Raw genomic sequence first — 15,293 nt, 5'->3', positions numbered from 1 at the left:
GTCAGTGCCCGCGGGCGATCCACTCGTCGAGGTGCGGCTCCTCGGCGCCGATCGTGGTGGAGTCACCGTGTCCGGTACGGACGGTGGTGTCCGCCGGCAGTGCGAGCAGCCGGTCCCTGATCGACGCGACGATCGTCGGGAAGTGCGAGAACGACCGCCCGGTGGCGCCGGGCCCGCCCTGAAAGAGCGTGTCCCCGGTGAAGACGGTGGACAGCTCGGGGGCGTACAGACAGACCGCTCCCGGGGCATGACCGGGCGTGTGCAGGACCTGGAGCGTGGTCCCGGCGATCTGCAGCTCCTGGCCCTCCGCCAGTTCGGCGTCGGGCGTGCGGTCCGGATGGGTCTGCTTCCACAGCGGCAGGTCGTCGGGGTGCAGCATGATCGGCGCACCCGTGGCGTCGGCGAGGGCCGGGGCCGCGTCGATGTGGTCGTTGTGGGCGTGCGTGCAGACGATGGCGCGCAACGTGCGGCCGCCGAGCGCGTCCTCGATGGCGACCGGATCATGGGCGGCGTCGATGACGATCGCCTCGGTGTCGTCGCCGATGATCCAGACGTTGTTGTCGACGTCCCACTCGCCGCCGTCGAGGGCGAAGGTGCCGGAGGTGACGAGGTGGTCGATGTGGGCCGTCATCAGAACACCACCACCGAGCGCAGCACGTCGCCGTCGTGAATCCGGGTGAATGCCTGTTCGACGTCGCCGAGCCCGATGGTCTCCGTGACGAACGCACCGAGGTCGATCCGGCCCTGCTGGTGCAGGTCGATGAGCATCGGGAAGTCGCGCGAGGGCAGGCAGTCTCCGTACCAGGACGACTTGAGCGAGCCGCCGCGGCCGAACACGTCGATCAGCGGCAGTTCGAGCTGCATCTCCGGGGTGGGGACACCGACCAGGACGACCGTGCCGGCGAGGTCGCGGGCGTAGAACGCCTGCTTGTACGTCTCCGGGCGGCCGACCGCCTCGATGACGACATCGGCGCCGTTGCCGCCGGTCAGGGCGCGGATCGCCTCGACCGGGTCGGTGGTGCGCGAGTTGACGGTGTGCGTGGCACCCATCTTCTTCTTCGCCGTGTCCAGCTTGCGGTCGTCGATGTCCACCGCGATGATCCTCGCGGCGCCGGCCAGCCGGGCGCCCATGACGGCCGCGCCGCCGACACCGCCGCAGCCGATGACGGCGACCGAGTCGCCACGGCCGACCTCGCCGGTGTTGATCGCGGCCCCGATGCCCGCCATGACGCCGCAGCCGAGCAGCCCGGCAGCGGCCGGAGAGACCTCGGGGTCGACCTTGGTGCACTGGCCCGCGGCGACCAGGGTCTTCTCCGCGAACGCTCCGATACCGAGCGCGGGCGACAGCTCGGTGCCGTCCAGCAGCGTCATCTTCTGCTTGGCGTTGTGCGTGTTGAAGCAGTACCAGGGGCGGCCGCGCCGACACGCCCGGCACTGCCCGCAGACCGCACGCCAGTTGAGGATGACAAAGTCGCCGGGCTCGACGTCCGTGACCCCCTCGCCGACGGACTCCACGATGCCCGCGGCCTCGTGGCCGAGCAGGAACGGGAAGTCGTCGTTGATGCCGCCCTGCTTGTAGTGCAGGTCGGTGTGGCAGACGCCGCACGTCTGGATCTTCACCACGGCCTCACCGGGACCGGGGTCCGGGATCACGATCGTCTCGACCCGTACCGGCTCGTTCTTTCCCGGTGCGATGACCCCTTGCACCTGCTGCGCCATACCGTGGTCTCCCTTGTCGTGACGGTCCCGGCTTCTCTGGTGTTCGACCGACATCCGAAGATCGAACACGAACAACCGTACGCGGTGCGTGGGTGTCCCGGCAGCGGCGGCACGGTGGCGCGCGGGAGGCGGGCCCCCACCGGAGGTTCCGCGGGGGCCGCTTGCCGGCGGGTCAGGCCTCCATGTCGTGGACCCGGCGCCCGCCGACGTACGTCTGGAGGACGCGGGTGGCGCCGATCTCCTCGGGCGGGCCCGCGTACGGGTCGCGGTCCAGGACCACCAGGTCGGCGAGGGCCCCGGCGCGCAGCGAGCCGGTGTCGTCCAGGTGGTTCACATAGGCCGAACCTGCCGTGTACGCGGCGATGGCGGCCGTGAGTCCGATACGCTCCCCCGGCAGGAAGACCGGCCCCTCGCCGTCCGGTGCGATCCGGTTGACGGCGGTGTGGATGCCGTACAGCGGTTCGGCGCTGCTGACCGGCCAGTCGCTGCCGGCGGCGACAGTCGCACCGGAGCGGAGCAGTGCGCCGAACGGATACTGCAGCGCGGCCCGTTCGTCGCCCAGGAAGGGGATCGTCAGTTCGTCCATCTGCGGTTCGTGGGCGGCCCAGAGCGGCTGGATGTTGGCGGTGGCGCCGAGCTCCCGGAACCGGGCGATGTCGTCGGGGTGGACGATCTGGAGGTGGGCGAGGTGGGGGCGGGTGCCGGTACGGCCGTTGGCGGTACGGGCGGCCTCGACGGCGTCGAGTGCCTCGCGCACGGCGCGGTCGCCGAGGGCGTGGAAGTGCGTCTGGAAGCCGAGGGCGTCCAGTTCGGTGACGTACCGGCGCAGTTCGACGGGGTCGACGAAGCTGGTGCCACTGTTGGCGGTGGCGCAGCCGCAGGCGTCGAGGTACGGGGTGAGCAGGGCGGCGGTGCCGGTTTCGGCGATCCCGTCCTGCATGATCTTCACCGAGCCGGCCCGGAACCGCCCGAAGGTCAGCTCCTTCCGCCTGGCGACGAGTTCGGGGATCTGCTCGGCGCCGCGTTCGCGGTCCCACCACAGGGCGCCGACGACCCGGGCGGTGAGCGAGCCGTCGCGGGCGGCGGTCAGATAGGCGTCGGACACGTCGTCCATCGAGCCGTAGACACCGACGATGGAGTCCTGCCACGCGGTGATCCCGTACGAGTGGAGCAGGCGCTGGGCACGGAGCAGGGCGGCGAGCCGGTCGGCGGGGGTGGAGCGCGGGGTGTGGCGGGCGACCAGGTCCATGGCGCCCTCCTGGAGGAGTCCGGTGGGCTCGCCCCGGTCGTCGCGCTCGATGCGGCCGTCGGCGGGGTCCGGGGTGTTCCGGGTGATGCCGGCGAGCGTCAGGGCGCGGGTGTTGACCCAGGCGCCGTGGTGGTCGCGGTTGACCAGGAAGACGGGCCGGTCGGGTACGACGGTGTCGAGCCGGTCCCTGGTCGGGCTGCCGCCGCCGAAGGCCTCCATGGACCAGCCGCCGCCGGTGATCCACTCCTGGTCGGGGTGGCTGTCGGCGTACGCCCGCACGGCGGCGAGCGTGTCCGTCGCCGTACGGGCGTCCGTGAGGTTGCACTGGGCGAGTTCGAGACGGCTGAGACGGGGTGGACGTGCGCGTCCTGGAAGCCGGGGACGAGCAGCCGGCCGGCGAGGTCGACGACTTCGGTTCCGGGGCCGATCAGTTCGCGCACCTCGTCGTGGCCGACGGCGGTGATGCGGTCGCCGGTGACGGCGACGGTGGTGGCGCGGCTGCGTGCGGCGTCCATGGTGAGGACCGGGCCGCCGGTGAGGACGAGATCGGCGGGGGCGTGGTGCATGGGTTGTTCCGTTTCGGTGAGGGTCGTTCGGCGCGCGAGGATGGCAGGGGTACGGGGGGTCAGGCCGCTTCGGCGACTGCCGGATCTGTGGCGGCGAGGGAGCGGCCGGTGCTGAAGTACGGGGACTTCCTTACCCACTTGGCCCAGGCTGCCGCACCCACACCGGTCAGCAGCATGACCGCCGGGCAGAACAGCATGAACCAGCCGTTGTCCGGGCTGATCTCGAAGTGGTCGGCGGAGGTGTAGAAGGACCAGCAGAGGTAGCCGCCGAGGCCGAGCAGCGCGGCGGCACTGAGCACCGGGATCACCACGGCCCGCAGGGCCTCGGACCGGCTCTCGCGCAGCGCCCCGCGGAAGCGGGCGGCGGCGGCCAGTGCGGTGAGCGCGTAGTACAGCGAGACGACGACACCGATCGCGTTGACGGAGGCCATGATGAGGTCGCCGACCTTCGGAATGACCAGGGACAGGACGGCGATGGCGGCGGCGACACAGCCGATCACGACCGTTCCGGCCGCCGGTGTGCCGTACCGCGGGCTGACCTTGGTCCAGAGCGGTCCGAGGGTACGGTCCCGGCTCATCGCGAACATGCCGCGCACGGTCGGGATCACACCGGACTGGAGGGAGGCCACGGCGGAGAAGGTGAGAGCGATCAGCGGGAGCGTGGCAAGCGGCTGGTCGGCGAGCCGGTCGCCGAAGTAGGTGAGTCCCTGGGCGCCGTGTCCGGTCAACTCGTCCAGCGAGAGGACACGCTGGAAGGCGAAGGAGCCGAGGAGGAAGAGGCCGAGCATGGTGACCAGAGTGATGAGTCCGGCCCTGGAGGCGTCCTGCGGGTCGCGGACCTCCTCGTTGACGCTGAACGACGACTCGAACCCCCAGTAGCAGAAGACCGAGAGGAGAAGCCCCTGGGCGAGCTGCTGTCCGGAGGGGATGGTGAACGGGTTGATCCAGTCCAGGCTGAACGGGTGCGGGCCGACGGCCAGTCCGTATCCGCAGAACCCGAGCAGCACGGCGTACTCGAAGACGAGGAGGTACTTCTGCAGGTTGGCGGCGGACCGGGTGCCGATGATCGCGGTGACGGTGACGGCGATGAGGACGACGATGCCGAGGACGGTCGACTGGGCGGTGGAGTCCGGGTCGAGGCGGAGCCCGGCGAGGCGGTGCAGCCCGCCCTCGCCCGCGAGTTGGAGCAGTGCGGAGCCGGTGATGGTCGTGGTGTACGAGAGGAAGACGACCGTGGAGACGATGCCGATCCAGCCGACGAGGAAGCCGAGCCAGGGGCTCAGGGAGCGGCCGACCCAGACATAGCCGCTGCCCATGTTGGGCTCGACCCGGTTGAGCCGGGAGTAGGCGCTCGCGATGCCGAGGACGGGCAGGAAGCCCAGCAGCATGATGATCGGCAGGTGCAGGCCGACGGCGCCCGCGGTGACGCCCAGGCCGATGCCGATGCTGGTGGTCGCGGCGGTGGAGGAGGCGGCGATGGCGATTCCGTCGACAACGCCGAGGCTCTTCTTGAGGGTCGTGGCCGCTGGTGGGTCGCTGCCGTAGGGGGTGGGTGAGGCCGTCACGGTGGCTCCTTCGCCGAGGGGCGCTTTTCGGCCCCGATGGCGGCACATCGAACTCCTCGGGGGTTCCACGCGTCAACATCGTTGTCATAGGGTGCCCGCATGAGCGCGAGCGAGCGGGTGGTGCCGGAGGGTGCGCGGCGCCGCAGGCGTCCCACCAAACAGGGCACGGTGCTGTCGGAGCAGCTGATCATCAAGACGGTGCTGCGGCTGATCGGCGAGCACGGGGCGGCGGCGCTCACCGTGCGGCGGCTGGGCGCGGCGCTGGGCTGCGACCCGAGTGCGGTCTACCGGTACTTCCGGGACACGGACGAGCTGCTGCTGGCAGTGGCCGACGAGCTGATCGGCCACACCCTGCGCGACTGGCGGGCCACCGGGGACTGGCGAGCCGACCTGCGTGACCTGGGGCTTCGCATGCACGCCAACTATCTGGCGCATCCGCAGGCGGCGATGCTGACGTGTGCGCGGGTCACCGGTCGTACGCACGAGATCCAGGCCGTGGAGACCATCCTCGGGATTCTGCGCGGGGCGGGATTCCCGGACGGGGAGGCGGCGCGGATCTACCACGTGTTCGTGGACCAGACGCTGTCGTTCGCCGCGTTGGACGCGTCGACGCTGGTGCTGTCGGAGCAGGCCCGCGCGCTGGAGGTCCAGGCGTGGCAGGAGACGTACGCACGACTGCCGGCCGCCGAGCATCCGAACATCGCGGCGATCGCGCCGGTCCTGGTGGCGGAGATGGACCGGAGCGGGTATGCGGCGGCGCTGGAAATGGTGCTCGCGGCAGCCGCCGGCCGGCTGCAGCATGTGAAGTCCGGGCACTGACCGACGCGTCCGGGCCCTGCCCTCCGAATCCGGGCTCCGACCCGCGGTTCCGGGGTGGGTCCCCGCGCGGCGCGTGCCCCGCGGTCTCAGAGCCTGTCGGGTGACCTCTGATCGGGCGGCCACGCCCTGGCACGCACGCTTCCCGCGTTACCGAAATGCCCTAGTAGCTCCTTCCCCAAGCTCTCAGCTTCGTTCGAGCAGGGGAGACTCCATCCGAGGACCTTCCAGCGCCTTGGAATCGCACGCACCAGACCGCGTCCGCTTTCCGATCGAAGGTCACCCGACAGGCTCTCAGGGGGCAAGGACGTCCAGTTCATGCAGGGCGCCCACCGCGATCTCCTTCGTCAGCCGCTCCGCCTCCGCCACGTCGCCCTCCCGCACCGCTTCCGCGAGCCGTACGTGGAGCGTGACCGCCGCCGGGTCCGGGTCCTCGAACATCACCTGGTGATGGGTGCGTCCCGCCAGCACCTCTGCGACGACGTCCCCGAGCCGCGCGAACATCTCGTTGCCGGAGGCGTTGAGCACGATCCGGTGGAACGCGATGTCGTGCTCCAGGTATCCCTCCAGCTGCTGACCGCGTGAGGTCGCGACCATGCCGAGGGCGCATTCGGTGAGGGCGGCGCACTGTTCCGGCGTGGCGTGCCGGGCGGCGAGTCCGGCCGCGACCGGTTCGATCGCCGAGCGCAGGACGGTCAGGGAGCGCAGCTGGCGCGGCCGGTCGCTGCCGGCCAGTCGCCACCGGATGACCTGCGGATCGTAGACGTTCCACGCCTCGGTCGGCTGTACGGTCACGCCGACCCGGCGCCGGGACTCGACCAGGTGCATGGATTCGAGGACCCGGATCACTTCGCGGACGACCGTGCGCGAGACGTCGAAGCGCTGGGCCAGCTCGTCGGTGCGCAGCACCCGGCCCGGCGGGCAGTCCCCCGCGGCGATCTCCAGACCCAGGGTGTCCAGCACGTGTGTATGCAGCCCAGGGCCCTGTGTGGTCATGGGCAAAGCCTACGGGTCACACACCGGGAACAAAAAGTACGACTTTTATGTCACAGCATCTTGAATAAGTCGTACGTATACGTTTCAGTAGCGCGACGGACCGGTGTCGAGGACGACATCGACGGAGACAGCGAGGCACCACCAATGAGCACCCCCCACGTAGTCGTGGTGATGGGCGTAGCAGGGACCGGCAAGACCACGATCGGCCCCCTGCTCGCCGCCGAACTCGGCGTTCCGTACGCCGAGGGCGACGACTTCCATCCCGCGGCGAACATCGCCAAGATGTCGGCCGGCACCCCGCTGGACGACTCCGACCGGTGGCCCTGGCTCGATGCGATCGGGCAGTGGGCGCACAACCGGGCCGGACTCGGCGGCGTCGTCAGCAGCTCGGCGCTCAAGCGGGTCTACCGCGACCGGCTGCGCGCCGAGGCCCCCGGTGCTGTCTTCCTCCACCTGACCGGCGACCGGGCCCTCATCGAGGAGCGCATGGCGGACCGCAAGGGCCACTTCATGCCGACCACGCTGCTCGACTCGCAGTTCGCCACCCTGCAGCCGCTGCAGGAGGACGAGACCGGCGTCTGGGTCGATGTGTCCGGCACCCCCGAAGAAATCACCCAGCGAGCCGTCGCCGCGCTGCGCCGGCTCGAAGACTAAGGATCCCCACCGTGACCAGTCTCAGCGTCGAGATGTTGGCAGCGGACGCCGTCGAACCGATCACTTCGGCAGGCAACGCGCAGTTGGGCATTGCCGTCCTGGCCGGCATCGCCGTCATCGTTCTGCTGATCACCAAGTTCAAGTTGCACGCGTTCCTCGCGCTGACCATCGGCTCGCTGGCCCTCGGCTCCTTCGCCGGTGCCGCGCCCGCCAAGACGATCGCCAGCTTCACCGCCGGTCTCGGCTCGACCGTCGCGGGCGTCGGTGTACTGATCGCGCTCGGCGCCATCCTGGGCAAGCTGCTCGCCGACTCCGGCGGCGCGGACCAGATCGTCGACACGATTCTCGCGAAGGCGAGCGGGCGCGCCATGCCGTGGGCGATGGTCCTCATCGCCTCGATCATCGGTCTGCCGCTCTTCTTCGAGGTCGGCATCGTGCTGCTGATCCCGGTCGTGCTGCTCGTCGCCAAGCGCGGCAACTACTCCCTGATGCGGATCGGTATCCCGGCGCTGGCCGGTCTCTCCGTGATGCACGGGCTGATCCCCCCGCACCCCGGCCCGCTGGTGGCGATCGACGCCCTCGGCGCCAACCTCGGTGTCACGCTGGCGCTCGGTGTCCTGGTCGCCATCCCGACCGTGATCATCGCGGGCCCCGTCTTCTCCCGTTATGCCGCCCGCTGGGTGGACATCGAGGCGCCCGAGAAGATGATCCCGCAGCGTCCGTCGGAGGACCTGGAGCGTCGCCCCAGCTTCGGCGCCACGCTGGCGACCATCCTGCTGCCCGTCGTGCTGATGCTGGCCAAGGCCCTCGTCGACATCGTCGTGGACAACCCGGAGAACCACGTCCAGCGGGTCACCGATGTGATCGGCTCGCCGCTGATCGCGCTCCTCGCGGCCGTCATAGTCGGGATGTTCACGCTGGGCCGGGCAGCCGGTTTCAGCAAGGGACGGCTCTCCGTCACCGTCGAGAAGTCCCTCGCCCCGATCGCGGGCGTGCTGCTGATCGTCGGTGCGGGCGGTGGCTTCAAGCAGACCCTCATCGATGCCGGTGTGGGCCAGATGATCCTGGACTTCTCCAAGGACTGGTCGATCCCGGCGCTGCTGCTGGGCTGGCTGATCGCCGTCGTGATCCGGCTCGCGACCGGCTCGGCAACCGTGGCCACGATCTCGGCGGCCGGTCTGGTCGCCCCGCTCGCCGCCGACATGTCGACGTCGCACGCGGCGCTGCTGGTCCTCGCCGTCGGTGCGGGCTCGCTCTTCTTCAGCCACGTCAACGACGCCGGTTTCTGGCTGGTGAAGGAGTACTTCGGGATGAGCGTCGGCCAGACGGTGAAGACCTGGTCGGTGATGGAGACCATCATCTCCGTGGTCTCGCTCGGCTTCATCCTGCTGCTGTCGCTGGTCCTCTAAGAGCCTGTCGGGTGACCTTCGATCGGGGGCCCCGTGACGCCGCCCCCCATTGCCGGTCGGTCTAGGGCAGGTCCGGTCTCTCGGGGGATTCCACCCACAGCGGGTGTTCGGCCCGCGCCCAATGGCGCTCGACCGACCCGGTGCGCATGCCACGGCGTGCCTCCGGGTCGGCGAGCGCCATTGCCATGTGTCCGGCCAGCACGATCCCGATGGCCAGCGCGAGCCAGTCGTGGACGAACGTGGCGCCGGTCCGCCACACCAGCGGGGCCAGGCCGGTGAACCACATCAGCAGTCCGGTGCCGGTCATGACGAGCACGGCGCCCGCGATCCAGGCGGCGTACAGCTTCTGCCCCGCGTTGAACTTACCGGCGGGCCGTGACCCGGGCCTCCGGTCACGGCGGCGCACCGCCCGCAGCCACTGGCGGTCGTGCGGCCCGAACCGGTTGAGCCGGGACAGGTCGGCGCGCAGCGCCCGCGAGACGAGACCGGCCAGCAGCGGTACGGGGATCAGCAGCCCGGACCACTGGTGCACGGTGACCACGAGACGACGGCGGCCGACGAGCTCGGCGAGCTGGGGCACGTACAGGCAGGCGGCGGTCGCCACGCACAGCAGCATCAACCAGGCCGTGGTGCGGTGCACCCAGCGCTCCGCCCTGCTGAAGCGGTGCACCCGCCCGGTGGGGTCAGCCGGTGGGGGCATCGTCGCGGCCGTTGGACCGCCCGACCCAGGCGTCGACGTCATAGCCGAGCTCCTCCCAGTAACCGGGTTTCACGGAGTCGGTGACGGTGATCCCGGAGAGCCATTTCGCCGACTTGTAAAAGTACATCGGGGCCACGTAGAGGCGGACCGGGCCGCCGTGGGAGTGGGCCACCGGCTTGTCCTGCATGCGCAGGGCGACCAGCACGTCGGGGCGCCGGGCCTGGTCGAGGGTGAGGCTCTCGCTGTACGTGCCGTCGAAGCAGGTGAAGCGGACCGCCTTCGCCCCGGGCCGGACCCCGGCCGCGTCCAGCAGCGCGGAGAGCCGTACGCCCTCGAACGGGGTCTCGGGGACCCGCCAGCCGGTGACGCACTGGACGTCGCGGACCAGCCGGGTCTGCGGCAGGGCACGGAGCCGGTCGAGGGTATACGTGGCGGGCCGGTCGACCAGGCCGTCGATCGTCAGCCGGTAGTCCGTGGTGCTCTTCCTCGGTACGGAGGAGGCCACGGAGTAGTAGCGGAATCCGCCGCCGTTGGGCAGCAGTCCGGTCAGGCCGGTGGGGTCCTTGTCGGCGACCGCGCCGAGCCCGGACTCCAGACCGCGCTGCAGGGCGGGCGCCGCCACGACTCCGGCGACGCCGAGCCCCAGCATGGTCAGGACCAGGCGACGGCCCACGGGTGCGCCTGCGGCATCGGGAGGGCGACTGTTCACCCGCCCATTCGAGCACCCGCGGCCGCATGTCACCAGGGGCCGCGGGTGTCCGTCACACTTCGGTGAGGCGACGGGTCTCAGTGGTGGGCCGCACCGCTCTCCGCCGCCTTCTCCAACTGGAACGCCTCGTTGCCCAGGCCGATCCTGGCGTGCACCGCCGGCTTCGTCGAGCGCAGCACCGCCCCGTACACCAGGCCGATGACGAGCGAGGCGACGACGACTCCGGGCAGCAGCCAGTTGAGCACCGAGCCGGGACCGGATCCGACGAGTACGTCGAAGTCCCGGACTGTGAAGACGGCGATGGCCACCAGCGCCGCACCGGCCAGACCGGAGGCGACCAGCCGCCACAGCTGCGCCCGGCCGGCGCCGCGCTTGACGAAGAAGGCGATCACGGGCCTGACGCACACGCGTACGAAGCAGGTACAGACATTTCGAACGCGCCACAGCAAAGCGGTAGGCGGGGCTCCACGTCAAGAGCCGAATCGATCAACTTCGCTCATTTTCAGCTGGGTTGGCCGGAACTCCGACCTTCATCCCCTCTCCTTCGGGAGGTGCCAGGACATGTGAGACTTGCGCCATGTCGAACCGTGAAGCTCTCAAACCGTTCCTTCTCGCCTTCCCCGGGCCGCTGCGCGATCAGCTGGTGGGGGCGGTGCTCGCCGGCGTGAAGGTGTCGACGACGGGACTGCTCGCGGAGTACGCGGCGGAGCAGGAGGAGCTGCCCGCGGTGGGCGAACGGTCGGCGCTGATCGATTCGGACGGCCGGGAGATCGCGGTCGTCGAGGTGACGGAGGTACGGGTCCTGCGGCTCGGTGACGTCGGTCTCCAGCATGTGCTCGACGAGGGCGAGGGCGACACGTCGGTGGCGCAGTGGCGCGCGGGCCACGAGCGGTTCTGGCACGGGGAGGAGATGCGGGAGGCGCTCGGCGACCCGGAGTTCACGGTCGACGACAACACGCCGATCGTCGCCGAACGGTTCCGGGTCGTCGAGTTGCTCGACCCCGTCGTCGGGGGGTGACGCGTCTGCGGCCAGGGCCCTCGTTCGGATCGTGCCGGGCTCGCGGGGTCCGGCACGCAACACCGCCGCGTTGTCGTCGGTCTTCCCCAAGCTCTCGGCTTCGCTCGAGCGGGGGAGACCCCATTCGCTCCGCGTGGGCTCCTTCCTCCGCCTTGCAACTGCACACGCCACGGCGACACCAGCCGCTCCGTGACGGGCCGCTCCCCGATCCGGCCCGATCCGAACGGAGGACCCTATGCGCCGACCGCCTCTGCCGCGGCGCGGCCCGCCACCCGCCCGGAGAGGATGCAGCCGCCGAGGAACGTCCCTTCGAGCGAGCGGTAGCCGTGCACCCCTCCGCCGCCGAATCCGGCCGCCTCCCCCGCCGCGTACACACCGGCGAGCGGCGTGCCGTCCTCGGTCAGCACCCGCGACGAGAGGTCCGTCTCCAGTCCGCCGAGCGACTTGCGGGTGAGGATGTTCAGCCGCACGGCGATCAGCGGGCCGGCCTTCGGGTCGAGGATGCGGTGCGGTGCCGCCGTGCGGATCAGCCTGTCGCCCAGATAGGCGCGGGCCCCGCGGACCGCCGTGATCTGGAGATCCTTGGTGAACGGGTTGGCGATCTCGCGGTCCCGGGCGGTGATCTCGCGGCGCAGCGCGTCCGCGTCGATCAGTTGCTCGCCGGTGAGCGCGTTCATGCCGCGGACCAGTGCGTCGAGGTCCTTCTCGACGACGAAGTCCACTCCGTTGTCCATGAACGCCTTGACCGGGCCCGGCACGTCGGCGCGCGCCCGGCCGATCACGTCACGGACCGACTTCCCGGTCAGGTCGGGGTTCTGCTCGGAGCCGGAGAGCGCGAACTCCTTCCCGATGATCTTCTGGTCGAGAACGAACCAGGTGTAGTCGTGGCCGGACTTCATGATGTGTTCGAGGGTGCCGAGCGTGTCGAAGCCCGGGAAGAGCGGGACCGGCAGCCGCTTGCCGCGGGCGTCCAGCCAGAGCGAGGAGGGGCCCGGCAGGATCCGGATGCCGTGCTTGGCCCAGATCGGGTTCCAGTTCTCGATGCCCTCGGTGTAGTGCCACATCCGGTCGCGGTTGATGTGGTGGGCGCCCGCCTCCTCGGTGATCCCGAGCATCAGCCCGTCGACATGGGCGGGCACCCCGGAGAGCATCTTCGCGGGCGGGGTGCCGAGCCGCTCGGGCCACTGGGCGCGGACGAGGTCATGGTTGCCGCCGATGCCGCCGGAGGTGACGATCACCGCCTGTGCCTTCAGCTCGAAGGTGCCGGTCGCCTCGCGGCTGCTCGCCGTGCCGCGCTCGGCGCCGCTCGGTTCGAGGACTTCGCCGGTCACGGTGTCGACAGCGCCCGCGGTGCGGCCGAGACCGGTGACCCGGTGGCGGAACCTCAGCCGGACAAGCCCCTTGGCGACGCCCTCGCGGACCCGGCGTTCGAACGGAGCGACGACGCCGGGGCCGGTGCCCCAGGTGATGTGGAAGCGGGGTACCGAGTTGCCGTGGCCGGTCGCGTCGTAACCGCCGCGTTCGGCCCAGCCGACGACGGGGAAGATCCGCAGCCCCTGGGCATGCAGCCAGGACCGCTTCTCCCCGGCCGCGAAATCGACGTACGCCTCGGCCCACTTCCGTGGCCAGTGGTCCTCCTTGCGGTCGAACCCCGCCGTGCCGAGCCAGTCCTGAAGGGCCAGCTCCTGGCTGTCCTTGATCCGCATGCGGCGCTGCTCGGGCGAGTCGACGAGGAAGAGACCGCCGAAGGACCAGTGCGCCTGACCGCCGATCGACTGCTCGGGCTCCTGGTCGAGCAGGATCACCGTGCGGCCCGCGTCGACGAGCTCGGCAGTGGCCACGAGACCCGCGAGCCCTGCCCCGATCACGATCACATCAGCGTCGTACGCCATGGGTTCCATCCTTGTCGGGGCGGGCCGGAGCGAGCCGGAAGTTAGACCGGCCGGCAATGGGGGCGGCGTCACGGGCCTGGGGCACGCACCTCGCGGCGTTGTCGTCCATCACCATGGCTCTGCCATGGCTCAATCCTCCGCCTTGCGAGGCACGCACCCCAGCCCCGCTCCTTCACCCACCCCCCCATTGCCGGTCGGTCTTACTCGTGCGTCAGATCTTGGGCACCGGCCGGTGCGGCGTCAACCGCCCGGTCGGCGGCGCTCCGGCCGCACCCCTGTCGCCGAGGCGCTATCGTCGAAACAAATCACCCTCCCCTGGCCGGACTTGAGGAAGAGAAGCGTGTCGGTGCTGGTCCTCGTACTCGCCGTGAGCGCCGCCTGCTGTCTGGGATTCGGCTTTGTCCTGCAGCAGGCCGCTGCCGAGCACGCCCCGAGGAGCGACTTCCTCTCCCCCCGGCTGCTGCTCGACCTGATGCGGGTGCCGAGCTGGCTGGCCGGGATCGGACTGATGGTCTGCGGCATGGCGCTGGGGGCGCTGGCCCTGGGCAAGGGCGAGGTGTCCGTCGTCGAGCCGCTGCTGGCGACCAATCTGCTCTTCGCGATGGCTCTGTCGCGCCATCGCACCGGGCAGCGGCTGGGCCGGCAGGGCTGGGCGGGGCTCTGGCTGCTGGCCGGCGGGGTCACCGCTTTCCTGCTGGGAGGCCGGCCGCAGGGTGGCGAGGTGGTCACGAACGAGCTGCGGCACTGGCTGGTGATCGGCGTGGTCGTGGGCATCGCCATGGCGCTGACCACGTTCGCGAAGCGCTCGCAGCACGGAGCGGCCCCCGCTCTGCTCGCGGTGGCGGCCGGGCTGCTGTACGGCCTCCAGGACGCGCTGACCCGGGTGAGCGGACAGCGGCTGTCGGACGGGGGGTGGACGGCACTGGTGACGGGCTGGCAGCCGTACGCGGTGGTGGTGCTGGGCGTGACGGGTCTGATCCTGGTGCAGAGCGCCTTCGAGACGGGGCCGCTGCGGATGTCGCTTCCCGCGCTGACCGCCGCCCAGCCGCTGGCCGGGATCGCCTGCGGGGTCGGGTTCCTCGGCGACCAGCTGCGCACCGACGCGGCCGCGCTGGCCTGGCAGGCGACGGGTCTGACGGCGATCGTCGTCGGGATCATGCTGCTGGGGCTGCATCCGGCGATGCCGGAGGGACGCGGCCACCATCACCGCAGGCGCAGCCTCCAGCCGTACTGACGGGCAGCCGGGCGGCCGGGCGGCCGGCTCCGCGTCTGTTCCCTCACAGTCGGGGCGCCCAGGCCGTGACCTTCCTGCTCTCGGACGCCGCCTCCTACATCACCGGCGCCGAGCTCGCCGTGGACGGCGGCTGGAGCACCGGTCCGACCGTGAAGTACGTCATGGGTCTGTGATCCCCGGCCGGGTCCCGGACTCCGGCCTGAGGTTGGATGGGCGGCATGACTGCTGCTGACGAGATCCTGGACATCGTCGACGAGAACGACGAGGTCGTGGGGCAGGCCCCGCGCGGTGAGGCGACCGCGCGGGGACTGCGCCATCGCTGCGTCGCCATCGAGGCCCGGGACGCCGAGGGCCGTCTCTTCGTGCACCGCAGGACCGCGGCCAAGCTGGTCTTTCCCTCGCACTACGACATGTTCGTCGGCGGGGTGGTCGGCGCGGGCGAGTCGTACGACGAGGCGGCGCTGCGGGAGGCCGAGGAGGAACTCGGGGTCTCCGGACTCCCCCGCCCCGAACCGCTCTTCAAGTTCCTCTACACGGGCGGAAAGCACACCTGGTGGTCGTACGTCTACCAGGTCCGGTGCGAGCTTCCGGTGAACCCGCAGGTGGAGGAGGTCGCCTGGCACACCTTCCTCACCGATGGCGAACTGGCGGAGCGGCTCGGCGACTGGGAGTGGGTGCCGGACGGTCTGGAGACGTACCACCGGTTGCGGGAGTACCGGGCAGGCCACGCCCCGACGAGCAGCCGGCGACAAAGCGATCGATAAGG

At 70.6% G+C, this 15,293-nt stretch carries 14 protein-coding genes and 2 pseudogenes; 7 read left to right on the top strand and 9 right to left on the bottom strand.

Features of this window, described 5'->3' with window-relative positions:
* Nucleotide 1: 1 nt before the first annotated feature.
* From ACWD6R_RS01990 to ACWD6R_RS01975, 4 genes and pseudogenes are all read right to left on the bottom strand, one after another.
* Complete coding sequence (locus ACWD6R_RS01990; protein WP_451816904.1) at nt 2-631, bottom strand: MBL fold metallo-hydrolase; 630 nt, start codon at nt 629-631, stop codon at nt 2-4.
* Nucleotides 631-1,719: an S-(hydroxymethyl)mycothiol dehydrogenase gene (locus ACWD6R_RS01985; RefSeq protein ID WP_451816903.1), complete on the bottom strand. Its 1,089-nt coding sequence runs from the start codon at nt 1,717-1,719 to the stop codon at nt 631-633. Before ACWD6R_RS01985 ends, ACWD6R_RS01990 begins: the two co-directional genes overlap by 1 nt.
* 172 nt (nt 1,720-1,891) lie before the next feature.
* Nucleotides 1,892-3,534: pseudogene (locus ACWD6R_RS01980) on the bottom strand (amidohydrolase).
* Nucleotides 3,535-3,593: 59 nt separating this feature from the next.
* Nucleotides 3,594-5,099, bottom strand: a complete 1,506-nt coding sequence (locus ACWD6R_RS01975) for an APC family permease (protein WP_451816902.1) — start codon at nt 5,097-5,099, stop codon at nt 3,594-3,596.
* A 99-nt stretch (nt 5,100-5,198) separates the two neighbouring features.
* Between ACWD6R_RS01975 and ACWD6R_RS01970 the strand changes: the two genes are divergently transcribed.
* Nucleotides 5,199-5,918 (top strand): TetR/AcrR family transcriptional regulator, encoded by a 720-nt coding sequence (locus tag ACWD6R_RS01970; RefSeq protein WP_451816901.1) that lies wholly within the window; start codon nt 5,199-5,201, stop codon nt 5,916-5,918.
* 291 nt (nt 5,919-6,209) lie between these two features.
* On the opposite strand, the gene ACWD6R_RS01965 is transcribed toward ACWD6R_RS01970, so the two are convergent.
* The gene (locus ACWD6R_RS01965) at nt 6,210-6,911 is read right to left on the bottom strand and encodes a FadR/GntR family transcriptional regulator (RefSeq protein WP_451816900.1); all 702 of its coding nucleotides are present in this window, start codon (nt 6,909-6,911) and stop codon (nt 6,210-6,212) included.
* A gap of 144 nt (nt 6,912-7,055) precedes the next feature.
* Here ACWD6R_RS01965 and ACWD6R_RS01960 point away from each other — a divergent pair, with 144 nt between their 5' ends.
* Both ACWD6R_RS01960 and ACWD6R_RS01955 read left to right on the top strand, forming a co-directional pair.
* Complete coding sequence (locus ACWD6R_RS01960; protein WP_451816899.1) at nt 7,056-7,565, top strand: gluconokinase; 510 nt, start codon at nt 7,056-7,058, stop codon at nt 7,563-7,565.
* A gap of 11 nt (nt 7,566-7,576) precedes the next feature.
* The gene (locus tag ACWD6R_RS01955; RefSeq protein ID WP_451816898.1) at nt 7,577-8,974 is read left to right on the top strand and encodes a GntT/GntP/DsdX family permease; all 1,398 of its coding nucleotides are present in this window, start codon (nt 7,577-7,579) and stop codon (nt 8,972-8,974) included.
* Nucleotides 8,975-9,035: 61 nt separating this feature from the next.
* On the opposite strand, the gene ACWD6R_RS01950 is transcribed toward ACWD6R_RS01955, so the two are convergent.
* The 3 genes and pseudogenes from ACWD6R_RS01950 to ACWD6R_RS01940 form a co-directional block, all read right to left on the bottom strand.
* Complete coding sequence (locus ACWD6R_RS01950) at nt 9,036-9,674, bottom strand: cytochrome b/b6 domain-containing protein (RefSeq protein WP_451816897.1); 639 nt, start codon at nt 9,672-9,674, stop codon at nt 9,036-9,038.
* Nucleotides 9,658-10,323 (bottom strand): molybdopterin-dependent oxidoreductase, encoded by a 666-nt coding sequence (locus ACWD6R_RS01945; protein ID WP_451817062.1) that lies wholly within the window; start codon nt 10,321-10,323, stop codon nt 9,658-9,660. The genes ACWD6R_RS01950 and ACWD6R_RS01945 overlap by 17 nt, the downstream gene beginning before the upstream one ends.
* Nucleotides 10,324-10,460: 137 nt before the next feature.
* Nucleotides 10,461-10,775, bottom strand: a pseudogene (locus tag ACWD6R_RS01940) (amino acid permease); the annotation flags it as partial.
* Nucleotides 10,776-10,960: 185 nt separating this feature from the next.
* Between ACWD6R_RS01940 and ACWD6R_RS01935 the strand changes: the two are divergent.
* Nucleotides 10,961-11,401 (top strand): ASCH domain-containing protein, encoded by a 441-nt coding sequence (locus tag ACWD6R_RS01935; protein WP_451816896.1) that lies wholly within the window; start codon nt 10,961-10,963, stop codon nt 11,399-11,401.
* A 233-nt stretch (nt 11,402-11,634) separates the two neighbouring features.
* On the opposite strand, the gene ACWD6R_RS01930 is transcribed toward ACWD6R_RS01935, so the two are convergent.
* The gene (locus ACWD6R_RS01930) at nt 11,635-13,293 is read right to left on the bottom strand and encodes an FAD-binding dehydrogenase (protein WP_451816895.1); all 1,659 of its coding nucleotides are present in this window, start codon (nt 13,291-13,293) and stop codon (nt 11,635-11,637) included.
* Between the two features lie 340 nt (nt 13,294-13,633).
* Between ACWD6R_RS01930 and ACWD6R_RS01925 the strand changes: the two genes are divergently transcribed.
* From ACWD6R_RS01925 to ACWD6R_RS01915, 3 genes are read left to right on the top strand one after another with little or no spacing between them, the layout of a single operon-like run.
* Nucleotides 13,634-14,527 (top strand): DMT family transporter, encoded by an 894-nt coding sequence (locus ACWD6R_RS01925; protein ID WP_451816894.1) that lies wholly within the window; start codon nt 13,634-13,636, stop codon nt 14,525-14,527.
* Nucleotides 14,524-14,700, top strand: coding sequence for an SDR family oxidoreductase (locus ACWD6R_RS01920; protein ID WP_451817061.1), 177 nt, complete (start codon nt 14,524-14,526; stop codon nt 14,698-14,700). The genes ACWD6R_RS01925 and ACWD6R_RS01920 overlap by 4 nt, the downstream gene beginning before the upstream one ends.
* Nucleotides 14,701-14,745: 45 nt before the next feature.
* Nucleotides 14,746-15,291 carry an NUDIX domain-containing protein gene (locus ACWD6R_RS01915; RefSeq protein ID WP_451816893.1) on the top strand — a complete coding sequence of 182 codons (546 nt, stop codon included), beginning with the start codon at nt 14,746-14,748 and terminating at the stop codon, nt 15,289-15,291.
* Nucleotides 15,292-15,293: the final 2 nt, after the last annotated feature.

The organism is Streptomyces sp. NPDC005151 (genome assembly GCF_053599875.1).
This window is presented reverse-complemented; position numbering and strand designations above follow the sequence as displayed.

Excerpts from the sequence above, each read along its gene's own strand:
- ACWD6R_RS01990 (WP_451816904.1), bottom strand. The coding sequence starts at position 631 with ATGACGGCCCACATCGACCACCTCGTCACCTCCGGCACCTTCGCCCTC.
- ACWD6R_RS01985 (WP_451816903.1), bottom strand. The coding sequence starts at position 1,719 with ATGGCGCAGCAGGTGCAAGGGGTCATCGCACCGGGAAAGAACGAGCCG.
- ACWD6R_RS01970 (WP_451816901.1), top strand. The coding sequence starts at position 5,199 with ATGAGCGCGAGCGAGCGGGTGGTGCCGGAGGGTGCGCGGCGCCGCAGG.
- ACWD6R_RS01965 (WP_451816900.1), bottom strand. The coding sequence starts at position 6,911 with ATGACCACACAGGGCCCTGGGCTGCATACACACGTGCTGGACACCCTG.
- ACWD6R_RS01960 (WP_451816899.1), top strand. The coding sequence starts at position 7,056 with ATGAGCACCCCCCACGTAGTCGTGGTGATGGGCGTAGCAGGGACCGGC.
- ACWD6R_RS01950 (WP_451816897.1), bottom strand. The coding sequence starts at position 9,674 with ATGCCCCCACCGGCTGACCCCACCGGGCGGGTGCACCGCTTCAGCAGG.
- ACWD6R_RS01945 (WP_451817062.1), bottom strand. The coding sequence starts at position 10,323 with ATGCTGGGGCTCGGCGTCGCCGGAGTCGTGGCGGCGCCCGCCCTGCAG.
- ACWD6R_RS01935 (WP_451816896.1), top strand. The coding sequence starts at position 10,961 with ATGTCGAACCGTGAAGCTCTCAAACCGTTCCTTCTCGCCTTCCCCGGG.
- ACWD6R_RS01930 (WP_451816895.1), bottom strand. The coding sequence starts at position 13,293 with ATGGCGTACGACGCTGATGTGATCGTGATCGGGGCAGGGCTCGCGGGT.
- ACWD6R_RS01915 (WP_451816893.1), top strand. The coding sequence starts at position 14,746 with ATGACTGCTGCTGACGAGATCCTGGACATCGTCGACGAGAACGACGAG.